Below are 21,251 nucleotides of genomic sequence, written 5' to 3' on the forward strand. Positions count from 1 at the left end.
GGCGGATCCGCGGTGTCCGCCCGGCCTCGGGATCGATCGGTTCAGGTGCGCTATGTCACGGGCAGTTGCCGATGTCGCTCTCGGAGGAGGCGAGGACGACGTTGGTCCTGGCCAGGCCGAGGGCGTCGACGGTGACGTGGACCGCGTTGACGGTCAGGCCCTTGTCGGGGGTGGAGAACGGGGTCTGCTCGTTGAGGACGAGCTTGACGACGCCGACGTCCACCGCGGTGTTGGGCTGGACAGTGGTGGGTTCTGCGATGACCACCGTGCTGCCGACCTTGAGGAAGGCGATCGTGGTGGTCCCGGCGGATCCGGCGCAGGTGGTGGTGGAGCTGGAGTTGACGGCCTTGACGGTGATCACCGGGATGCCGGTGATTCCGATGGTGGTGTCGTCGATGGAGGCGGTCGCCACGGATCTGCCGGGGAACTCGGTGGTCGCGACCTTGGCGCACAGGGCGTGCGCACTGATCAGTCCGCTGAGGGTGGCCGTGCAGGGCACCGAGGTGGTGCTGGTCGAGGTGGTGGAGATGTGGCCGGTGTCGGGAACGGGGGCGATGTTGACCAGTTGGATGCCGGCCAGGGAGGCGGAGGCGGTCAGGCCGTAGGCCCGTCCGGTCAGCCGCTGCGGCGTGACGGTGACCTGTTCGTCGCTGCACGGTGAGGTGACGGAGTTGTTGTCGGCGTCGCCGCTGTAGGTGGCCGTCCACCGGTAGGTGCCGGCCGCGCCGATGGTCACGCTGCCGGATGCGGCGGTGCCGCTGCCGGACAGCGTGCCGGTGCGGGTGGCGATGGGCGTCGCGCAGGCGGTGTCGCCGGGGCCGTACAGCTTGAATGTGACGGTGCCGGTGGGGTGGAACCCGCCGGAGACGGTGGCGGTGTCGGACACGACGCCGCCGGCCGGCACGGACCCCGACGGGGTGGTGGCGATGCCCGGGGTGGCCTTGACGACCACGACCTGTTCGTCGCCGCACGGTGAGGTGGCCGGGTTGTTGGCGTCGTCGCCGCTGTAGGAGGCCACCCAGCGGTAGGTGCCCACCCCGCCCGCGGCGACGTTCCCGGACGCGGCCGTACCGCTGCCCGACACCGTCCCGGTACGGGTCGCGATGGGCGTCGCGCAGGTGGTGTCGCCGGGCCCGAACAACTGGAACGTGACGGTGCCCGTCGGGTGGTACCCGCCGGTCAGCGTCGCGGTGTCAGAGACGTTCCCGCCCGCGGGCGCCTCGCCCGATGGCGTCGTGGCGATCGACGGGGTCGCCTTCGGGACGTGTTCGCTGATCGTTTCGGTGAAGCCCGGTGACAGGACGCCGTTGAGCAGGAAGTCCACCTTGCAGGAGATGGTGCTTCCCGGCACGGCTCCGGCGCCGACGGTGACGACCTCGGTGAAGGTCGCGTCGTCGCCGCTGGTCACCGTCCGGCTGGCCGGAGTCAGGGTGACCGACAGGTTCGGGTCGCAGTCGCGCAACTGGTGGGTGACCGTGACAGGAAGGTTGTGCAGGGCCGCCAGGATGGTGTCGCTGACCTGCGAGGCGTTCAGACCGGAGAACAGCTGTCCACCCGTGGCATCGGTGATCGCGGTCGCCTGCCCGGTCGAGTTCAGCCCGGCCAGGTCGAACGCGAGCACGGTGATGTCGGCTGCCTGCAGGGCGCTGATCGCGTTGGCCAGCGTATGGCCGTTGCTGGGGTCATGGCTGGGGGCGTCCCCGATCAGCAACACGATCCGGGTGCTGTTGGGCCGGAAGCCGACCGCCCCGGACGCGACCTGGAACAGCCCGTTGATGCCGTCCTCGGGGAGGTCGCCGCCTCCCGACGCGACCAGCGAGTTGATACCGCTGGTGACGTCGGCCTGGTCCGCGGTGAGATTCTGCGCCACCCGGAACGACGTCGCGTCCGCCACCACGTCCCTGTACTCGACAACCGCGAACTGTGCGTCCGGCTGCGCCGAAGCGACGTTGGACAAGATGGTGTTCGCATTGGTCCGCACGTTCGAGATGACCCCGCCCATGCTCCCTGTCGTGTCGATCAGGAACGTGATATCCGGCTTGGGCGGGATCGCCGGAGTGGACACAGTCTTGGCGATCGTTGTTGATTCGCCCGGACTCAAACTCAGCGTCACGTTCGCCGGGGTGACCCCGGGCGCGGCGGACGCCGTCCCTGCCCCGGCCACCAGCATCGCACCGGCTACCACCGCGCACACGGCGGCCCGGACTCCTCGCGTCATTCTCACGGTGTCATTCCTTCTGGTGCGGCGTTATGCCGCAACGAATTCGGGATCACTGGCCGTGCAAATCTCTGTGATTGCGCCGCCCGGAACGTCCTCTCCTCATATGTCGGCGCGCGCGGATACCAATCCGCATTGATTGAACTTTTCGGGTGCCAGTCGCTGATCAGCGAGGGAGTGTGGCCACGGTCATATGGTGACCGGTCGGTTAATAGTTGTAAATAGGCCACTTACGGAAAGTTCCCGGCTGGCCACAGTAGGCCACTCCGCGCCGATGGGAGGGTCCATGCTTCCGGCTCTCTGAAGCGCCTGAATCGTGGTTACGGGCATCGCCGAAGAGCCGGCAGGCGGCCGCCAACGGCCATACGTCCCTTTGTTCGGGCGTCGCATGTGGTATTCGGCCTGTCGTTATCGTTGGCGGCGGTCTTCTGGATCGCGGCTCGCAGGGTAGACCGAAAATCGGCGAAGGGGAATCGCACTTCGCGGACGAGCGGGCGGCGGCAGCGTCCGCGATTCCGATCGCTACTTGGTCGGCGGGGTCGGGGCATCGCTTCGCCTCCGCGCCGGTCCTGCGATCAGGAGCGCCGGAACCCCGTGTAGCTCAGGCGCGCCAGTCGTCCTGGTAGTCGTCGTGCCAGCTGTACGCGGAGGCCTCCAGCTTCAGCAGGTGCTCCGCCTGGGTGTGCTCCTCGACCGCCAGGTAGAGATCGTCGAGGAGGACGGACTCCAGGAACGCCACGCGCTCCCGCTTCGCTTGCAGGTCCTGCTCGGCCCTCCAGTCACGCACGCCCGTCTCCGCGGCCAGGTCCGTCTGATGCATGCCTTCCTCGATGCGGGCGTTCACGAACGCGATCAGCTCCCCGAACATGGATTCTCCGAGGTTCGCGCGGGTTCGGCGGGCCGCGGCGATGATCTCGCGATAGCGGGCGGCGAGAGCGGGCTCCTCGGTGCCGGCGAGGCGTGTCCATGGGAAGCGAAGGACGATCGCCTCCCCGTCGGCCGGCTCGTCCTCACCCACGAACGCGGCGGCCCGGAGAAGCTCGACCGCGAGCAAGGGGCGGTTGCGGACGATCCCCAAGAGGGTCTCGTGATCAAGTGTTGCCATGGACCGGACATTACAATGAGTGACTATATGATCGCCAAGTGTGGTTGACAACGGTGGGATGGTTTCCTTCTCCCTGGTAGAAGCCTTTACAACCGAGCGGCCTCAAGGTCCCGATCGCATGCCGGTCGCCCGGCTCGGGTGGTGCGGGTCACCGCCCGTGTCCGCCCTGCCTGGCCTTCCTGCTGCCCCAGCCGGCCAGCGCCGCTCCGGCGACGACGGCCACCGCGTAACAAGCGAGACGTACGGCGAATCCACCGGGCAGCCATGTGAGCAGTCCGGCGTCTCCATGGTCCGCCAGCAGCCGGATGGCGCCTTGTGCTCCCAGGACCAGCAGCAACATGCCGATGACCAGCACGGTGACGTGTTTCATGCGCGCTTGTCTCCTCTCGGTTCACAGGGGTCCTGGCGAAGGCCCCGGCGCACCCCAACGGTTTGTGGTGCGATCGCACCATAACCCATGTTGGTACGATCGCACCACAAAAACAGGTTCGAAGGACGGACGGCATGCCACGACAGGTGGACCATGACCAGCGCCGCCGCCAGATCGCCGAGGCCGTGTGGCGCCTGGCCGCCCGCGGTGGCTTGGAAGACGTCACCTTGAGGCAGGTCGCGGCCGAGGCCGAGGTCTCCGCCCGGCTGCTGCAGTACTACTTCGGCACCCGCGAGCAGTTGCTGCTCGGCACATTGGAGATCCTCAACGAGGACGCCGAGCAACGAGCCAGGGAACGCCTCGCGAAGCTCGGCGAAGCGCCCGGGACGCAGGCGATCGTGCGAGGAGTGCTGCTCGAACTGCTCCCGCTCGACAGGGAACGGCGCAACCGGCATGTGGTGTACGCCGCCTACTTCGTCCGCTTCCTGACCGACCCCGCGCTGGCCGAGGTCGCCCGGGACGCGCCGCGCGCGCTGGAGGACCTTCTCGCCGGCCTGATCGCACAGGGGCAGGAGCTGGGCCAGGTGCCTCGTGACATCGACGCCGCGGCCGAGGCCGCGTTTCTGGTGGCGGGCGCCGACGGAATCCAGACGACCGTCCTGCTCGGACAGCGCAGTCCCGAAGAAGCCGTGGCCCTGATCGACCATCAGCTCGCACGCGTCTTCGCGGCGGAGACTCAGAATTCGGCGTGAATCGGAACGAGGCCCGGCTTTGCTCGACGGCCTCGCCGGCGCGCGCTGACCTCCGGGCCGCGGACAGGCCCCGGGCCGGCGCACCCCCACAGGGACGGGTCCGTACGAGAATTCTTCGAGGAAATTCAGCGGAGGGTGTCGGATCCGGACGGCCGCGTTCGTAGCAGGGGTGACAGGCGGCCCGAGGGGGCCGCCACACGACGACAGGAGATGATCCCGATGGCGCAGTACCTGATGTCCGTGCTCAACGAGTCGGCCGTCGCCACCGAGGAGGAGCAGGCCGCGATCGACGTCTTCAACGAGCGGCTCCAGGCCGACGGCCACTGGGTGTTCGCCGCGGGACTCGCGTCGCCCGGCGCGGCCACCGTCGTCGACGGCCGGGACGCTGAGCCGGTGTTCACCGACGGGCCCTACCTGGAGTCGAAGGAGCACATCATCGGCTTCTGGATCATCGAGGCGCCGCACCTCGACGTGGCGCTGCGGCTCGCCGCCGCGGGGTCGAAGAGCTGCAACCGGAGGGTCGAGCTGCGGCCGATCCTGGGCGAATGACCGGCGTCGACGAGGTGATCGCCCAGGTCCACCGCGAGGAGTGGGCCCGGGTGGTCGCGACCCTGGCCAGGCGTCTCGGCGACCTCGACGTCGCGGAGGAGATGGCCGCAGAGGCGTTCGCGACCGCCGTCGAGCGCTGGCCCGCGGAGGGCGTCCCGCCGAATCCCGGCGCGTGGCTGACCACCACCGCCCACCGCAAGGCCGTCGACCGGCTCCGGCGTGAGGTCAGGCGCGAGGAGAAGCACAGGGAGGCGCTGATGTTGTCCGGCACGCCCGAGCCGCTCGGCGTCGTCGACGACGACCGGCTCCGCCTGGTGTTCACCTGCTGCCATCCCGCTCTCGCCATGGAGGCGCGGATCGCGCTGACCCTGCGGATGGTCGGCGGGCTCACCGTGCCCGAGATCGCCCGCGCGTTCCTGGTCGAGGAGACCGCCATGGGACAGCGGATCACGCGCGCGAAGGCGAAGATCAAGGCGGCGAGGATCCCGTACGGCGTGCCGTTCCGGGAGGACCTCCCGGCCCGGGTCACCGGGGTCCTCACCGTCCTCTACCTGATCTTCAACGAGGGTTACCTGGCCTCGGACCCCCGGAGGGAGCCGGTCCGCGGCGATCTGACCGCCGAGGCGATCCGGCTGACCCGGCTGGTGCGCGCGCTGCTGCCGGCGGACGGCGAGGCCGCCGGGCTGCTGGCGCTGATGCTGCTGACGGAGGCCCGCCGGGCCGCGCGGGTGTCGGCGAGCGGCGAGCTGGTCGCCCTAGGCGAGCAGGACCGCGGCGCCTGGGACCGTGAGCTGATCGCCGAGGGCCACGCCCTGGTCCGCGCGCGCCTCGCCTCGGGGGAGGCGCCTGGGCGCTACCAGATCCTCGCCGCGATCAACGCCGTCCACACCGACGCCCGCGACGTCCGCGACACCGACTGGTCGCAGGTCGTCGCGCTCTACGACCACCTGGTCCGCCTCGACCCCTCGCCGATCGTGCGGCTCAACCGGGCGATCGCGGTCGCCGAGATCGACGGCCCGCAGGTGGCGCTGGCGCAGGTGGACGCATCGCCGCTGGAGGGTTACCACGCCTTCCACGCCACCCGCGCCGATCTGCTGCGCCGGCTGGGCCGCAGCGCCGAGTCCCGGGCGGCGTACGACCGGGCCATCGCGCTCGCGGCCAACACGGCCGAGGCGGCGTACCTCGTCCGCCGCCGCGACCAGCTGGCCGGCCCGTGAACCGCGTCACCCCGGCCACCGCCTCAGCCGCACCGGCCCGGGAACTCGACCCGAAGACGGCGGCGGGTCATCTGTGCGGGGGAGCGGTGGACCGGCGTTCGACGAGGCGGACGCCGAGCATAGTGTCGCGGCTCGTCGTCTCGGGGCGGCGGATGCGCTGGACGAGGTGCCAGACGGCCTGGGCGCCGAGCAGTTCCTTGTCGGAGGCGATCGTGGTGAGGGGCGGGGAGGCGTGCGCGGCCATCGCCACGTCGTCGTATCCGATCACGCTGACGTCGGCGGGCACCCGCAGGCCCCGCTCCCGCAGCGCGTCGAGCGCACCGAACGCCGACAGGTCGTTGGCGCAGAACACGGCGGTGGGCGGCGTGGGCAGGTCGAGCAGCGCCGTCATCTGCTCGTACCCGGTCCGCGCGGTGAAGTCTCCGGGCCGCACGTACGCCGGGTCGGGGGCCAGGCCGTGCTCGGCGCAGGCCCGGCGATAGCCCGCCAGCCGCCGGGCGGCGGGCACGATGTGCGCTCCCGCCGTGATGATCGCCGGTGGCGGGCTGGTGTGACCGAGCCCGATGAGGTGGCGGGTGGCGAGGTATCCGCCGGTCTCGTCGTCGTGGCGCACGTAGTCCACCGGCAGGTCGATGACGGCGTGCTCCAGCAGGACGCAGCTCACGCCCGCGTCGAGGATCCTCGCCAGGTGGTCGCGGCTCGCGCCGACGTTCAGCACGAGCAGCCCGGCGACCTGGCCGCGCTCGACGCACAGCGGCAGCCGGTCCCCCTGCGGCTGGATCACCTCGTACGTCATCGAGAGGTCGAGCTCCGCGCACGCCTGCTGCGCGCCGTACACGACGGGGGCGTAGTAGAGGTTGCCGGGGGAGAACAGCTCGCTCACCCACGACACGAACCCGATCATGCCGGTTTCGGCCGGTCGGCGGGCCCGCGGGCGGTAGCCGAGTTCCTCGGCGGCCTGGCGGACCACCGAACCGGTGGAGGGCGAGACCCACGTCTTGCCGGCGAAGACCGCGGAGGCCGTGCCGATCGAGACGCCGGCTCGCTCGGCCACCTCCTTGAGGGTGGACCGTCGCGTCGTCCGCCGCATACGCCCTCCACGAGGGGGCCGATCTCAGTGTATGTCCTGAAATTTCAGTGAAATTTCGTCCTTCTCGCGACGTTAGGCCGTGGTCGCATCACCCGTCAAGGGGTCATATATCGGTCTTAATCGCTCATTGACCCCCGTGTGAGGGCGGCGTAGCTTCATGCGGGATGTCGTGGTTTCACTGAAATCAGAGGAGAGCGATCGTGGCTTCCGACAGCACCGGCGTGGCGATCGTCGGCTGCGGCAACATCGCGGCCCGGTACGCCGCCGACCTGGCCCGTTATCCGGAGATGCGCCTGGTCGGCGCCCAGGACGTGCTGCCGGAGCGGGCCGAGGCGCTGGCGGCCCCGCACGGCGGCCGGGTGTACGGCACGCTCGACGAGGTGCTCGCCGACGACGACGTGGACATCGTCGTGAACCTGACCGTCCACCGGGCGCACTACGAGGTGATCCGCCGCAGCCTGGAGGCCGGCAAGCACGTGCACAGCGAGAAGCCGCTGGCGCTGACCCATGAGGAGGCGGCCGGGCTCGTGGAGATCGCGGAGAGCCGCGGCCTGCGGCTGGGCTGCGCCCCGGCGACCTTCCTCGGCGAGGCCCAGCAGACCACGCTCAAGCTGCTCAGGGAGGGCCGCGTCGGACCGGTGCGGCTCGTCTTCGCCGAGGTCAACTGGGGCAGGATCGAGGCGTGGCACCCCGAGCCCGACGGCTTCTACGCCGTGGGGCCGCTGTTCGACGTCGGGGTCTACCCGCTCACGATCGTGACGACGGCACTCGGACCGGCCCGGCGGGTCACCGCGTTCTCCTCCGTCGTCTGGCCCCGCCGCACGCGCCTGGACGGCAGCGAGTTCACGATCAGCACGCCCGACTACGTGGTGGCCAACGTGGAGTTCGACGGCGGCGTCCTGCTCCGCCTGACCTGCTCCTTCTACGTGCCCAACGGCTCCACCCGGCAGCAGGGGGTGGAGTTCCACGGGGACGACGGCTCGCTGCTGCTGGAGAGCTGGCACGACTTCGACCCGTCCGTGGAGGTCCGTGCGCCGGGCCGCGACCCCGAGCCGGTGCCCCCGCTGAGGGAGCCGTGGAAGGGGGTGGAGTGGGGGAGGGCGGTGCGCGACCTCGCCGCGGCGATCCGGGAGGACCGCCCCCACCGGGCCACCGGCCGTCAGGCCGCCCACGTGGTGGAGATCCTCTGCGCCGCCAGGGAGTCGTACGAGACGGGCAAGCCGGTCGAGCTGACCTCGGACTTCACCCCGCCCGCGCCGATGGAGTGGGCCCTGTGACCACGTGACGAGCGCCCGCCCAGCGGGCGCCAAGCGCTGTCCAAGTGGCGGCCAATCGGCGACCGGCAGGCTCTTCCCAGACACGGAAACGACGACTGTCTGGGAGAAGACCATGTCGAGACTGACCAGGACGATCACCTGCCTGGCGGCGGCCGCCGCCGTCGCCGGCACGATCACCGCCGCCCCCGCCGCACACGCCGAACTCAAGCCGGGCGAGATGGCGGGGCTCTACCTCTACGACGACTCGTGGTACGAGGGAGAGCACCGCGTCTTCACGTACTCGAACGGCAGTATCGGGTTCTCCGACCGCGCGAGCTCGATCGTGAACAACACCTGGCTCGCCTGGGTCGTCTACGACGACAGGGACTTCAGGGACCGCCGCTACTGCATCCGCCCGTGGGAGAAGGTGGACGTCCTCGGCGCGCCGCAGTGGAAGTTCAACGACAAGATCTCGTCGGTCCAGCTGCTGAACAGCTACAACTGCAACGGGTATCCGACCTTCTCCTAGAGCCTGTATCAAAGCCTCTCGCGACCGGGAGATGCCGGGGCAGGATTGTTCTCGGACGAAAGGCCGGGCGATTCGTCAGCTGATGGTTCGGAGTCCGGGCCACATCGCGGTCCACGACGACTTCAGGCCGGTGCAGACTGAGACGGCCTTGCCCTGCTCCCCGTTCGGAACGCCCAGTCCGTTGTCGATCCGGGCCACGTCCCGGCAGCCGACGAAGAACCTGCTCCAGTCGGCGGGCCGCCAGTCGCCGACGTGGACGACGACGGTGCGTTGAGCCGGTGGCGGACCCCATGACCAGTACGAGTTGTGACCGGAGTAGATGGGGGGCAGTTCCGATCCGAGCAGGTCGAGTGCGCTCGCCTCGCTGTAGTCGTTGGTCAGGATCACCGCACGGGCGCGCTCGTCGGCGGGTAGGGCTGCCACCGCGCCCTTAACCGTGGAGACGAACGCCGGCCAGCCGATCTGGTTCGCGGTGTCATGCACCGTGGCCGGAAGGGTGCTAGCGGCATAGGTGGCAAGGGGCAGGACCGGCAGGGTCAGGTACGCGAGGAGCAGACCCGAGACCAAGGCGGCGGCGGTGAAGATTGTTCCCTTGATGCTGGCGTGGCCGCGTACGAGCCAGCGGTCGACGACGATCGAGCCCGCGGCCATGTACGCGGCCGCGGTGCCGATCGCGTAGTAGGGCTTGCCTCCGGTCGCGACGACGAGGACGAGCGCGATGGGGCCCGCGATGCCGATCGCCCGCCACGGGACCGCGTTCCTCGAACGCAGGAGCCAGACCGCTCCGGCGAGGCTCACGGTGAACAGGATCGGACCGGTGAAGAGCCAGAGCAGCGGCACGATCTGGGCGCGGTTGTCCGCAGCGTACCCGGCGATGCGCGAGGCCATGGTGAGCTGGGGCCAGCCGTTCATCGCCTGCCAGACGAGGTTCGGCGCCCAGAACAGAAGAGCGATCCCGATGGCCGCCCACGGCCACGGTGAACGGACGACGTCCCAGCGCCGGGCGGCGAGAAGGCCCAGCGCCAGCCCCGCGGCCAGGAACAGCAGGGTGTCCTTGTTCTGCAGCCCTATCCCGGCGGTCAGGCCTACCGCCAGCCACAGGCGCCGGTCGGCACCGGCGAGAAGCCGGACCGCCAGCCACAGGATGAGCGCCCAGGCAAGCAGGTCGAGACTTGTCGTGGTGTCCATGTGGCCAGCGGCGAGATAGCCGGAAACGGCGGCCGTGACGGCCGCCAGGAACTGCGCCCGCCGAGACCCGCCGAGGTCGCGTGAGATGAGCGCCACGAGGACGACGACGAGCGCCGCCTCCACGGCCGGCAGCACCCGGACCGCGGTCGGCGAGACGCCCAGCAGGCCCACCGAGGCGGCGGATAGCAACGGGGTCAGCGGCGGCTGGTCGACGTAGCCGAAGGCGGGATGCCGGCCCGCCACGACGAAGTACATCTCGTCGCCCAGGAAGCCGTAGGCGCCCGAGAACGCCAGCAGTAGAGCGACTACCAGACCAGTCATCAGGACCACCGGCCAGGGGGCGACGAAGGACCGGGTGCGCTGGGTGATGTCCGGCATCGTCACAGTGTGATCGCGCTACCGCCACGGCGCTAGAGCCTGTATCGAAGTCGGTCAGAGCCATTCGTTGATCGCGGCGATGATGATCGTGGCTTCGTAGCGGACGGCGAGTTTGTCGTACCTGGTGGCGACAGCGCGGTGGCGTTTGAGGCGGTTGATGCCGCACTTCACCGCGTGGCGCCGCTTGTACATCTCGGGGTCGAAGGCGGGAGGCCGCCCGCCCTTGGAGCCTTTGGCACGGCGGTTGGCGTCCTGGTCGGCCTTGCTGGGGATGGTGGCCTTGATCCCGCGCTGCCGCAGGTAGACGCGGTTGCGGAGGTGTAGGCCTTGTCGGCCAGGACACGGTCGGGGCGGGTGCGGGGCCGCCCCACGCCCAGGCGCGGCACCCGGATACCGCCGAGAACCGCGGTGAACTGCGGACTGTCACCGCGCTGCCCTGCGGTCAGCACGATCGACAGCAGCTTCTGCCCCTGCTCGCAGGCCAGATGCAGCTTGGTGGTCAGCCCGCCACGAGAACGCCCCAGCCCGTGATCGGCCGGCTCGGTGCCGCCCCTGCCGCCGGGCGGCTCAGCTTGAAGATCCCCCTTTTCCGCGCCCCGGCGGCGTGCTGATGCGCCCGGGCGATCGTGGAATCGACGCTGACGTCCCAGGTGATGCGCCCGGCCGCGTCCGCCAGCGCCTGCAACGTGGTCAGGATCTGCTGCCAGATGCCGTCTCGCTGATAGCGCCGAAACAGCGCATACACCGTTGACCAGGATCCGTAGCAGGCGGGCACATCCCGCCAGGGCGCGCCGGTCCGTACCCGCCAGCGGATCCCGTCGATCAACTGCCGCTTACTGAATCACGTTGTCGATCTACGACCTCTCCGACTCCCCGACGACACACCTCAAACCGGCCCACACCCCACCGCGGACTTCGATACAGGCGCTAGACCTGGTCGCGCGGCTCCCGGAGACGTACGGGGCCGGTCGTGCCGCGCAGGGAGATGGGCGGGGCGACGAGGAGATGACGGTGGGGGGTGGCGGGCTCGGCGATGCGCTGGATGAGCATCTCGACGGCGTGCGCGCCGAGCTCGTCGGCGGGCATGTCGGCGGCGGTGAGCGGCGGGTGCAGGCTCTCGGCCCACAGGCGCGCCGAGACGCCGGTGACGGAGAAGTCGCCGGGCACCGCCAGGCCCGCCCGCTCGATCGCGCGGTACATCCCGGGCATGGCGGCCTCGTTGATGGTCGCGATGGCGGTGAGACCGGGGTCCCCGGCGAGTAGCCGCTCGACGCAGGACTGCCCGGATCGGGCGTCGTCGGCGCAGCACACCTCCACGCCTTCCACCCCGCGTTCGGCCGCGGCGCGGGTGAAACCGGCCTGGGCCCGATGGGCGGGGCCGTATCCGGCGGCCACCAGCTCGGCGGACCGGTTCACCAGGGCGATCCGGCGGTGGCCGAGGTCGGCCAGGTGGTGCACGCATCCGGAGATCAGGGTCTCGTAGTCGACGTCCACCCAGGACATCTCGTCGGGGCGGCTCGTGTGGCCGATGCCGACGAACGGCAGCCTGCTCCGCCGCAGGCGGGCGACCCGGTCGTCCTCCAGCCGTATCTCCATCAGGATGACGCCGTCCACCCGCCTGCCGCTGACCACCCGTTCGAACGAACGGTCGTGCTCCCCGCCGGACGGCGACAGCAGGACGTCGAGGTCGGCGCGGGCGGCGGCGTCGACGACGCTGGCGACGAACCCGAGCTGCAGGTCTGTCAGACGCCGGCTGGCCGGGGGGACGACCAGGCCGATGGTCCGGGTCCTGCCCTCCTTGAGCGCCTTGGCGGTGGCGTTGGGCTGGTAGCCCAGCTCGTCGATGACCGCCTGGATGCGGCGGCGGGTCTCCTCGGCCACCGGGCGTTTGCCGCTCAGGGCGTAGGAGACGGTGCTGCGCGCCACGCCCGACCTTCTGGCGATCTCCCCGATGTTCACCGGCGCCCCCTTTGATCCCACCAACCGCTGATCCGACCGACCGCGTCCATCCTAGGTCGAACCGATGAGCCTGCCACTCGGCGGGTGGATTCGGCGGTATCCATTGACGTCGGCGATATGTAGGCCTATGTTCATGCGAACCGATTCGATATCCAACGAAACAGCCGCGTAACGCGCGTCAGCGGAGGTTACGATCATGAGATCAGCGGCACCGGGCCGGCACGTGGCCGGTCTGGCTATTGCGGCCCTTGCGGTCGCCTCCGGGCTCGCCGGATGCTCCTCGTCCGACGAGCCCGGCGACTCGACCGGTGCGGGCGCCCAGGCGTCCGGCAGCCAGGCCGCCGGCGGCGGGACGTACACGATCTGGGACCCCTACCCGCAGCACGACAAGAGCTCCGACTGGGTCAAGCTGCTGGAGACATGCGGCACCCAGGCGGGCGTCACGGTCGAGCGCACCGCGTACGACACCACCGACCTGACGAACAAGACGCTGCTCGCCGCGCAGCAGGGCAACGCGCCGGACGTGCTCATCGTCGACAACCCGGTGGTCTCCACGCTGGCCGAGGCCGGGGTCCTCACCAGCACCGAGGAGAACAAGCTCGACACCTCAACGATCGCGCCGAACCTGCTGGCGGCCGGGCAGAGCGGGGGCAAGACCTACGGCGTCCCCATCGGGGCCAACACCCTCGCGCTCTACTACAACAAGGGAGTGCTGAAGAAGGCCGGCGTGGACATCGGGTCGGTCAAGGACTGGGCGTCGCTGACCGCCGCCCTGGAGAAGGTCAAGGCCGCGGGCAAGAAGGGGATCACGTTCTCCGCGATCGGCACCGAGGAGGGCAGCTTCCAGTTCCTGCCCTGGTTCTGGGGCTCAGGCGCGCAGCTCACCAAGCTCGACTCACCCGAGGGCGTCTCGGCGGTCGCGCTGTGGACCGACTGGCTGAAGAAGGGGTACGCCCCCAACTCGGTGATCAACAACACCCAGACCACGAGCTGGCAGGAGTTCGCCGGCGGCGACTTCGCCTTCGCCGAGAACGGCACCTGGCAGCTCGCCAACGCCGAGAAGGCCGGGTTCGAGTACGGCATCATCCCCGTTCCCTCGAAGGACGGCGGCACCGCGCCCGCCCCGACCGGCGGTGAGTTCGTGAGCATCCCGGTGCAGCAGGACACCGCCCGCTACGCCGTCTCCCAGAAGCTGGTGGCCTGCCTGACCAGCACGGACAACTCCTTGAGCACGACGACGACCCTGTCGTACATCGCGCCCACCGATGAGGTGCAGGCCAAGCAGGTGGAGCAGAACGCGGGCCTGAAGGTGTGGGTGGACGCGGTCAAGGCGGCCAAGGGCCGCACCAGCGACGACCTCGGCACCAAGTATCCGAAGATCTCCGAGCCGATGTGGAACGCGGTGCAGGCCGCGCTGAGCGGTTCGAAGAGCCCGCAGCAGGCGATGGCCGACGCCCAGACCGCCGCGGCGAGCGCCACGCAGTAGCCGCGGGCCGCGGGGGTGATGGACAGGCCCCGGGGATCGGCGCCCCGGGGCCCCTTTCCGAGATCCTCTCGCGGCCTCCCGTCGGACGAAGGACAGCATGAATCACGTGACACAGGCGCCCGCGCCGCCCGCCGCCGCGCGCGCACCGGCCGGGGGGCGCGGCCGCCGGGCGATGGCGCGGCCCCCGTCCCGGCAGTGGGCGGCGTGGGCCTTCCTCGCTCCGGTCGTCGTCTACCTGGCGGTCTTCTACGCCTACCCGCTCTACCGCAACCTCGACCTGAGCCTGCGCGACTACACCGTGCGGTCGTTCGTACGGGGCGACGCGCCCTTCACCGGGACGGCCAACTACGCGAAGGTCGTGGCGGACCCGACGTTCGGGCCGGCGCTCTGGCACACGGTGGTGTTCACCGTGGTGTCGCTGGCCTTCCAGTTCACCATCGGGCTCGCCCTCGCGATGTTCTTCCACCGGAACTTCCGGTTGTCCGCGACGCTGCGGGCGCTGTTCCTGGTGCCGTGGCTGCTGCCGCTGATCGTGTCGTCCTCCACCTGGTCGTGGATGCTCAACAGCGACTCCGGCGTCGTCAACGCCGTCCTCGGCGCGTTCGGCGCGGCTCCGGTCCACTGGCTGACCTCGCCGGACTGGTCGCTGTGGTCGGTCGTCATCGCCAACATCTGGATCGGCATCCCGTTCAACCTGGTCGTGCTGTACTCCGGCCTGCAGGCCATCGACCCGGTGATCTACGAGGCGGCCGAACTGGACGGCGCGACGGGCGCGCAGCGGTTCTGGCGGGTGACGTTCCCGCTGCTGCGGCCGGTCTCGGCGATCACGCTGCTGCTCGGGCTGGTCTACACGCTCAAGGTGTTCGACATCATCTGGATCATGACCAGGGGCGGGCCGAGCGGGTCGTCCACCACGTTCGCGACCTGGTCGTACCGGCTGGGGTTCGGCAACCTGCTCCCGGCGTTCGGGCCCGGCGCCGCGGTCGGCAACCTGCTGATCGTCATGGCCCTGGTGTTCGGGCTGGTCTACATCCGTCTCCAGCGAAGGCAGGCCTTCTGATGAGGGGCTCCCGCAGCCCGGCGAAGACCGCGCTCGGGCTGGCGCTCACCGGCCTGATGCTGTTCCCGGTCTACTGGATGATCAACGTCTCCTTCACCCGCGACCGGGACATGCGCAAGTCGCCGCCGAACTGGTTCCCCGTCGACGGCACCCTGGAGGGCTACCGCGAGGTGCTCGACCGGCAGCTGCCGTACCTCGCGACCAGCCTGGTCGTGGGGCTCGGCACGGTGGCGCTGACCCTGCTGGTCGCGGCGCCCGCGGCGTACTCGCTGGCCAAGCTCCGCCCGCGTGGCGGCGGGGCGCTGACGTTCGCGCTGCTGATCGCGCAGATGATCCCCGGGATCATCATGGCGATGGGCTTCTACGCCATCTTCCTCAGCACCGGCCTGCTCAACACGCTCCCCGGGCTGATCGTGGCCGACTCCACGCTGGCGGTGCCGTTCGCGGTGCTGGTGCTGACGACGTTCATGTCCGGGATCCCGGAGGAGCTGCTGCAGGCCGCCCGGGTGGACGGCGCGGGAGCGACCCGCACGTTCTGGTCGGTCGTGCTCCCGGTCAGCCGGAACGCCGTCATCACGGTCTCGCTGTTCGCGTTCCTGTGGGCCTGGTCGGACTTCGTCTTCGCCAGCACCCTCGACCAGGGCGGCGACCACCAGCCCATCACGCTCGGCATCTACCACTACATCGGCAACAACAACCAGCAGTGGAACGCCATCATGGCCACCGCCGTGATCGCCTCGATCCCCGCCACCGTGCTCCTCGTCGTCGCCCAGCGCTACGTCGCCGCCGGAGTCACCGCCGGCGCGGTGAAGCACTGAACCGGCCCTCTTCGCCGGCAGCCGGCTCTCCTCAGGACAGAAGGGACATCGTCTTCATGACCGTCGCCGCAGGCCCGGTGTTCTCCCCGCAGGAGATCCCGTTCAGCTTCCGCGGATCCTGGTTCGGCTTCTCACCGGTGATCGGGGAGAAGAACTACGCGCGGGACGTCCATCTCGTGTCGCACCAGACCGGCATGCACCCGATCCTGCGGCTGGTGCCGGCCGTGGCGGGCGACCGCGCCGAGACCGTGGTCACCGCCGCGCCGCACCTGCTCACCTGGGCCTGCGACACCGGCCGGATCGACCTCGCGTACGAGAACCCCGACACCGTACGGCTGCGCGGGCACGGTCTCGGGCTGCACCTGCAGGCGGCCGACCCGGTCCTGACCCCGTTCAGCGGTCCGTACTTCTACCAGGATCCCTGCGACGGCTCGTGGGTCTTCACCGTCTACCAGACCGGGCGCCGTTACCGGATCACCCTGCTGGCCGGGCGGGCCGAGCCGGCGGGCGCGCAGGCGCTCGGCACGGCCGAGCGCGGCGTCGTGCTACCCGGCGACGATGAGCCGTGGGAGATCGCCGTCGAGGAGTACGAGACCGCCCGCGCCCCCTACGCCGCCGTGAGCGACTTCGACGAGGTGGTCGCGGCGGCCCGGGCCGACTTCGACGCGTTCGCCGAGGCGGTGGCGCCCTGGCGGAGCGACCGCACGCCCGCCGCCGAACTCGCGGCGTACGTCCTGTGGTCGGCGACGGTGCGCCCGGCCGGGTTCGTCACGCGCTCCGCCGTGCTGATGTCCAAGCACTGGATGGACAAGGTGTGGAGCTGGGACCACTGCTTCAACGCCATCGCCCTCGCCGACGGCCTGCCGGAGCTGGCGTGGGACCAGTTCCGGGTGCCCTTCGACCACCAGGACGCCACGGGCGCGCTGCCCGACTCCGTCACCCACTCCGAAATCCTCTACAACTTCGTCAAGCCGCCCATCCACGGCTGGGCGCTGCGCCGCCTGCCGGAGCGGGCGGAGCCGCTGGAGACGTACCGGCTGCTGGAGCGGTGGACCGGCTTCTGGCTGACGAAGCGGCGCGCGCCGGGCCGCCCGCTCGCGCACTACCAGCACGGCAACGACAGCGGCTGGGACAACGCCACCACCTTCGACCCCGAGCGCGTCGTCGAGACCGCCGACCTGGCCGCCTTCCTGGTCCTGCAGATGCGCGAGCTGGCCCGGCTCGCGGACCGGCTCGGCCGTACGGACGAGGCGGCGGCCTGGAGCCGGGAGGCCGACCGGATGCGCGAGGCGCTGCTCGCGGAGCTGTGGGACGGCGAGCGGTTCGTCGCCAGGGGCGCCCTGTCGGGACGCACCTGGTCCAGCTCCAGCCTGCTCGACCTGATGCCGATCGTGCTCGGCGACGAGCTGCCGGAACCCGTCCGCGCGGCGCTCGCCGCCGGTATCGAGACCCACCTGACCGAGTTCGGGCTCGCCACCGAGCCGCCCGCCTCCCCGCACTACCAGGACGACGGCTACTGGCGCGGCCCGATCTGGGCGCCCTCGACCGTGCTGATCGAGGACGGTCTGCGCCGCGCCGGGTACGCGGAGCAGGCCGACGAGATCAGCGCGCGTTTCCGGATGCTGTGCGAGAAGTCGGGGTTCGCGGAGAACTTCGACGCCCGCAGCGGCGCCGGTCTCCGCGACCGCGCCTACACCTGGACGGCCAGCGCCTATCTCATCCTCGCCGCCGCCTGCGAGCGCCGGGAGAGGGCGACGCCGGACACGCCCTGACGGCACGTCTCTCGTCGAAACGCTTCGACCTGCGGAGGCGCGGTCCAGGAGACGCCGGGCCCCCGCCCGGAGCACGGCCGGGCGGGGGAGCGGGGACCGGCCGGGCCCCGGCGGCGGACCGCCGGGGCGAGCGACCGGGCAGGGTCAGTTACGACTCCACTGCTGGTTGCTTCCGCCGTTGCAGGACCACACGATGACCTTCGTGCCGTTGGCGGTCCCGGCGCCGTTGGCGTCCAGGCACAGCCCGGACTGGACGCCGGTGACGGTGCCGTCGGCGTTGAGGTTCCACTGCTGGGAGGCTCCGCCGGAGCAGCCGTTGATGACGACCGCGGCGCCGTTGGTGGTGCCGGCTTCGAGGCACTTGCTGCCGTACACCTGGAGCTGCTTGCCGGAGGTGTAGGTCCACTGCTGGTTCGTGCCGCCGTTGCAGTCCCACAGCGCCACCTGGGTGCCGTTGGTCTGCGACTGGTTCGGCACGTCCACGCACCGGCCGCTCGCCAGGCCGCGCAGCAGGTTGCCGTTGCCGGTGCCGCCCTGGCCCGGCGTGATCGTGAGGTTGTCGAACTGCGCGGTCTCGGTCGTGCTGGTGCCCACGCCGATCTGGCCCGCGCCCCAGGTGCCGTCGGTGACCGAGCCCACCTGCGTCCCGTCGATGCTCGCGGTGATCGTGCTGCCGGAGAAGGTCAGGGCCAGGGTGTGCCAGCGGCCGGTGCCGAGCCCGGCGACGTTCCCACTGCGGACCGTCGTCATCGCGTTGTCGACGTTGTTGCGGATGATCTGCCAGGCGCCGCCGTCGGTCACCCGCAGGTAGTAGGCGTTGAGCCCTTCGGGACCGAAGGAGTGCTGGGCGCCGGCCCGGCCGATGACCTCGACGTAGCCGCTCTGCTCCAGCATCACCTCGGTGGAGACGGTGTAGTTGCTCCAGCCCAGGTCACCGAGCAGGGCGTACGGGTGGGAGCCGCCGGTCCACAGGATCGGCTGGCGCGGGGCCATCTGGCGCACGCACCGGCCGGACCGTCCGCCGCCGCAGCCCACGACCTCGAACGAGCCCTGCATGTCCATGAGGTACTTCGCCTCCCGGCCCACGGCGTAGGAGTCGAAGGTGTCGGAGTACGGCAGGGCCATCGACCCCCGGGCCGGGCTGGTCGCGGTGCCCTTGCCCTGTCCGGTCGTGGTGGTGATCGAGTACACGTACCCCGGCTGGACGGTCAGGGAGTAGTTGCCGCCGGACGGGGTGAGGTCGCCGGTGTGGACGAAGTAGTCGGCGGAGTTGCCGGAGTTGAGGTTGGTCGCCCACACGTGCACCTGGCCGGTGGACAGGCCGCCGGTGACGCTGAAGTTCAGCGTCTGGGCGGAGGCGGCGTCCATCGTCTCGATGATCGTGCTGTAGTCGGTGTTGTTCGTCGACTTCAGCGACACGTAGCTGCCGTTGTTGCGATTGCCGCCGATGTAGCCGCTGGAGGAGTCGAGATACTTCCAGCCGGGGGCGGTGAACTGGGTGGTCTGCGCCATCGCCCAGGCGTTCTTGCCGACGGCGTAGTAACCGGACCAGGGCTGCGGCGCCACCGCCACGCCCATCGTGGCGAAGGGCAGGTTCGGGGTGATCGCGGCGATCACCGGCCAGTTGATGTACGCGGTCATCTTGCCGTCGATGTAGTCGCGGTTGATGCCGCGGGCCAGCGCCTTGGCCCCGTCATTGTAGTCGTCGGAGCCGTTCTCGCTGGCCCACAGCGCCTTGCCGGAGTTGATCGCGTTGGTGGAACTGGGACAGTTCTGCTGGGCGCCGCGGTAGCCGCAGACGTAGTGCGATCCGTACACGTCGACCGCGTTGCGGAAGGCGCTGTTGTTCACCGCGTCGTCGGCCATGCCCCAGCCGAAGTTGTCATCGGCGATGATCTTCACGTTGCTGTAGCCGCGGGAGTCCAGGGCCGAGTTGAGGTTGATGTACCAGTTCGTGTCGCGGCCCTTCTCGTTCCAGCCGCCCAGGTAGTCGATGGTCAGCCCGTGACTGTTCTTCGCGCAGCCCAGCCAGTCGACCAGGTAGTTGATCGTGTCCTGCGACCAGAAGTTGCCGTTGCCGAGCCAGCCGGGGGCGCCCCAGGCGAGGCCCACCAGCTTGATGTTGGGGTTGCGGGCCTTGGCCTGCTCCATCAGCCACCACTCGTAGCCGCGGTTGCAGTCGATGTCGCCGGAGGTGTGCCGGTGGCTCGGCTCGGCGCCGTCGGTGGAGTTGGTGTCACCGCCGATCTCGACCTTGAGGATCTGCATCGAGGCGCCGTACCCGGGTTTGAACAGGTAGTCGAGGATCTGGCTGCGCTGCGGCTCGGGGTAGTCGACGAGCAGGCGGCTGTTGCCCCCGCCACCGCTGATCGCGCCGACGCCGTCGAACGTGCGGCCGCCGGAACCGCCGTTGATCGTGATCCCGACGGCCGCGTGTGCCGGGGCGACGGCCACCAGGGACATCGCGACCGCCAGGAGCGCGACGACGACGCTCATGACGCCGCGCACCGGATTCTCTTTTCGCCGGCTCATTAGGTGGTCCTTCCTCATTGGCTCGCAATGTTAGCGTTAACAATGACTGCCATGGGGCAGTCGACGCTTGCGGCCACCGCGGGGAGGTCCGGGAGGCTCCCGGGCCCGGCGTGATGGTCGGACCGCGAGGCGGGGCCCGGAGAGGGCCGGCCTCGGAGGTCTGGGTACCAGTTATCAGCGGAACATAACGGTCCGTCAAGCCCCAAGTTTCACACTCGTCATCGGACCCTTGACCCGCTGCTCGCCCGGCCGCGTCCCGGTTCGTCGCGGATGAATGTTTCATACTGATCGGCTCCGGCGGAGGCCTGACCAGCCCCAGGGGGAGCGCATGGGCGGTGTCCGGAGGCCGGGAGAAGCACCGGAAAGGCCCGAGTGCGGGCTCTTGACGGCCCTCCCGGTGCCGGATCCCTTCGGCCACTACATTCGCACGAAAGCAGTGGTCGGATGTCCAGACCTCTGGCGGACACTGGTACTGGCCGGGGGCGTGGTGACCGCCGTCGGGACCGCGGCCGAGGCCTCCACCAGCCGGTTCGGCGGGATCGACCGGATGGGGCGACTGCCCGCCCAGGCGGCGCGGGCGGTGCTGAAACGGGTGACCCTGCTGCGGTACGCCTGGGGTGTGGGCGACGGGGCGGCGCCGATGTGTGGATCCGCAACGCGAGCACCGGCCTGTACGCCGGCAGCGCCGGCCGGCAGTGGAAGATCGTCGCGGCGGGCCGACCGTGAACCCCTCGCCGGTGAAACTTTCACGCGGCGCTCTCCGGGCGAGGCGATCTTCGCTCCATAAGGGCAGGTGGTGTCGCGCGGGCGGCGGGACCGCCCGTGCCGTCTACTTGACGGGCTCCGGACACGTGGTATTTGCTCTGCCTCACACCACCACCGTCACGACGAGTTGCCAGGACGAAGAGTCGGACTCCGCGACTCAGTCGTGCGACGCACCGGAGCGCCTATGGAGCAACCCCGTGCCGACCG

General features: G+C 70.0%; 19 protein-coding genes. 9 read left to right on the forward strand and 10 right to left on the reverse strand.

Annotation, left to right across the window (positions count from 1 at the left end):
- Positions 1 to 55: 55 nt before the first annotated feature.
- The 3 genes from HHX37_RS10740 to HHX37_RS10750 all read right to left on the reverse strand — a co-directional run bounded on the left by HHX37_RS10740 (position 56) and on the right by HHX37_RS10750 (position 3,693).
- The gene (locus tag HHX37_RS10740; RefSeq protein WP_259406385.1) at positions 56 to 2,218 is read right to left on the reverse strand and encodes a vWA domain-containing protein; all 2,163 of its coding nucleotides are present in this window, start codon (positions 2,216 to 2,218) and stop codon (positions 56 to 58) included.
- Positions 2,219 to 2,819: 601 nt separating this feature from the next.
- A complete protein-coding gene (locus tag HHX37_RS10745) occupies positions 2,820 to 3,323 on the reverse strand; it encodes a hypothetical protein (RefSeq protein WP_182882192.1) in 504 nt (167 codons plus the stop codon).
- Positions 3,324 to 3,471: 148 nt separating this feature from the next.
- On the reverse strand, positions 3,472 to 3,693 hold the full coding sequence (locus HHX37_RS10750; protein WP_182885293.1) for a hypothetical protein: 222 nt from the start codon (positions 3,691 to 3,693) through the stop codon (positions 3,472 to 3,474).
- 134 nt (positions 3,694 to 3,827) lie between these two features.
- Here HHX37_RS10750 and HHX37_RS10755 point away from each other — a divergent pair, with 134 nt between their 5' ends.
- The 3 genes from HHX37_RS10755 to HHX37_RS10765 all read left to right on the forward strand — a co-directional run bounded on the left by HHX37_RS10755 (position 3,828) and on the right by HHX37_RS10765 (position 6,211).
- Positions 3,828 to 4,445 carry a TetR/AcrR family transcriptional regulator gene (locus tag HHX37_RS10755; protein ID WP_182885294.1) on the forward strand — a complete coding sequence of 206 codons (618 nt, stop codon included), beginning with the start codon at positions 3,828 to 3,830 and terminating at the stop codon, positions 4,443 to 4,445.
- Positions 4,446 to 4,664: 219 nt separating this feature from the next.
- Entirely contained in the window at positions 4,665 to 4,994 is a 330-nt protein-coding gene (locus HHX37_RS10760; protein ID WP_117408243.1) for a YciI family protein, read from the forward strand.
- Complete coding sequence (locus tag HHX37_RS10765; protein WP_182882196.1) at positions 4,991 to 6,211, forward strand: RNA polymerase sigma factor; 1,221 nt, start codon at positions 4,991 to 4,993, stop codon at positions 6,209 to 6,211. Before HHX37_RS10760 ends, HHX37_RS10765 begins: the two co-directional genes overlap by 4 nt.
- Positions 6,212 to 6,278: 67 nt before the next feature.
- Here HHX37_RS10765 and HHX37_RS10770 read toward each other — a convergent pair whose 3' ends face one another.
- On the reverse strand, positions 6,279 to 7,301 hold the full coding sequence (locus HHX37_RS10770; RefSeq protein ID WP_182877356.1) for a LacI family DNA-binding transcriptional regulator: 1,023 nt from the start codon (positions 7,299 to 7,301) through the stop codon (positions 6,279 to 6,281).
- Between the two features lie 200 nt (positions 7,302 to 7,501).
- Between HHX37_RS10770 and HHX37_RS37685 the strand changes: the two genes are divergently transcribed.
- Positions 7,502 to 8,578 (forward strand): Gfo/Idh/MocA family protein, encoded by a 1,077-nt coding sequence (locus HHX37_RS37685; RefSeq protein ID WP_182877357.1) that lies wholly within the window; start codon positions 7,502 to 7,504, stop codon positions 8,576 to 8,578.
- A 112-nt stretch (positions 8,579 to 8,690) separates the two neighbouring features.
- Entirely contained in the window at positions 8,691 to 9,086 is a 396-nt protein-coding gene (locus tag HHX37_RS10780) for a peptidase inhibitor family I36 protein (protein ID WP_182877358.1), read from the forward strand.
- A 75-nt stretch (positions 9,087 to 9,161) separates the two neighbouring features.
- On the opposite strand, the gene HHX37_RS10785 is transcribed toward HHX37_RS10780, so the two are convergent.
- The 5 genes from HHX37_RS10785 to HHX37_RS10795 form a co-directional block, all read right to left on the reverse strand.
- Positions 9,162 to 10,652 carry an ArnT family glycosyltransferase gene (locus HHX37_RS10785; RefSeq protein ID WP_182885295.1) on the reverse strand — a complete coding sequence of 497 codons (1,491 nt, stop codon included), beginning with the start codon at positions 10,650 to 10,652 and terminating at the stop codon, positions 9,162 to 9,164.
- A 54-nt stretch (positions 10,653 to 10,706) separates the two neighbouring features.
- Positions 10,707 to 10,844 (reverse strand): hypothetical protein, encoded by a 138-nt coding sequence (locus tag HHX37_RS35610; RefSeq protein WP_220502759.1) that lies wholly within the window; start codon positions 10,842 to 10,844, stop codon positions 10,707 to 10,709.
- Entirely contained in the window at positions 10,820 to 11,176 is a 357-nt protein-coding gene (locus tag HHX37_RS38165; protein WP_396775373.1) for a transposase, read from the reverse strand. The genes HHX37_RS35610 and HHX37_RS38165 overlap by 25 nt, the downstream gene beginning before the upstream one ends.
- Positions 11,152 to 11,478 carry a transposase gene (locus HHX37_RS36540; RefSeq protein ID WP_220499456.1) on the reverse strand — a complete coding sequence of 109 codons (327 nt, stop codon included), beginning with the start codon at positions 11,476 to 11,478 and terminating at the stop codon, positions 11,152 to 11,154. The genes HHX37_RS38165 and HHX37_RS36540 overlap by 25 nt, the downstream gene beginning before the upstream one ends.
- A gap of 101 nt (positions 11,479 to 11,579) precedes the next feature.
- On the reverse strand, positions 11,580 to 12,611 hold the full coding sequence (locus HHX37_RS10795) for a LacI family DNA-binding transcriptional regulator (protein WP_182882200.1): 1,032 nt from the start codon (positions 12,609 to 12,611) through the stop codon (positions 11,580 to 11,582).
- Between the two features lie 196 nt (positions 12,612 to 12,807).
- Here HHX37_RS10795 and HHX37_RS10800 point away from each other — a divergent pair, with 196 nt between their 5' ends.
- The 4 genes from HHX37_RS10800 (at position 12,808) to HHX37_RS10815 (ending at position 17,747) form a co-directional block, all read left to right on the forward strand.
- The gene (locus HHX37_RS10800) at positions 12,808 to 14,097 is read left to right on the forward strand and encodes a sugar ABC transporter substrate-binding protein (RefSeq protein WP_182885296.1); all 1,290 of its coding nucleotides are present in this window, start codon (positions 12,808 to 12,810) and stop codon (positions 14,095 to 14,097) included.
- A gap of 106 nt (positions 14,098 to 14,203) precedes the next feature.
- On the forward strand, positions 14,204 to 15,157 hold the full coding sequence (locus tag HHX37_RS10805) for a sugar ABC transporter permease (RefSeq protein WP_310740329.1): 954 nt from the start codon (positions 14,204 to 14,206) through the stop codon (positions 15,155 to 15,157).
- Positions 15,157 to 15,975: a carbohydrate ABC transporter permease gene (locus HHX37_RS10810; protein WP_182885298.1), complete on the forward strand. Its 819-nt coding sequence runs from the start codon at positions 15,157 to 15,159 to the stop codon at positions 15,973 to 15,975. The genes HHX37_RS10805 and HHX37_RS10810 overlap by 1 nt, the downstream gene beginning before the upstream one ends.
- 56 nt (positions 15,976 to 16,031) lie before the next feature.
- Complete coding sequence (locus HHX37_RS10815; protein ID WP_182885299.1) at positions 16,032 to 17,747, forward strand: amylo-alpha-1,6-glucosidase; 1,716 nt, start codon at positions 16,032 to 16,034, stop codon at positions 17,745 to 17,747.
- A gap of 144 nt (positions 17,748 to 17,891) precedes the next feature.
- On the opposite strand, the gene HHX37_RS10820 is transcribed toward HHX37_RS10815, so the two are convergent.
- A complete protein-coding gene (locus HHX37_RS10820; protein WP_182885300.1) occupies positions 17,892 to 20,279 on the reverse strand; it encodes a ricin-type beta-trefoil lectin domain protein in 2,388 nt (795 codons plus the stop codon).
- Between the last annotated feature and the right edge of the window lie 972 nt (positions 20,280 to 21,251).

Origin of the sequence: Microbispora sp. H10885 (assembly GCF_014161415.1) — a bacterium.
Taxonomy (GTDB): domain Bacteria; phylum Actinomycetota; class Actinomycetes; order Streptosporangiales; family Streptosporangiaceae; genus Microbispora; species Microbispora triticiradicis.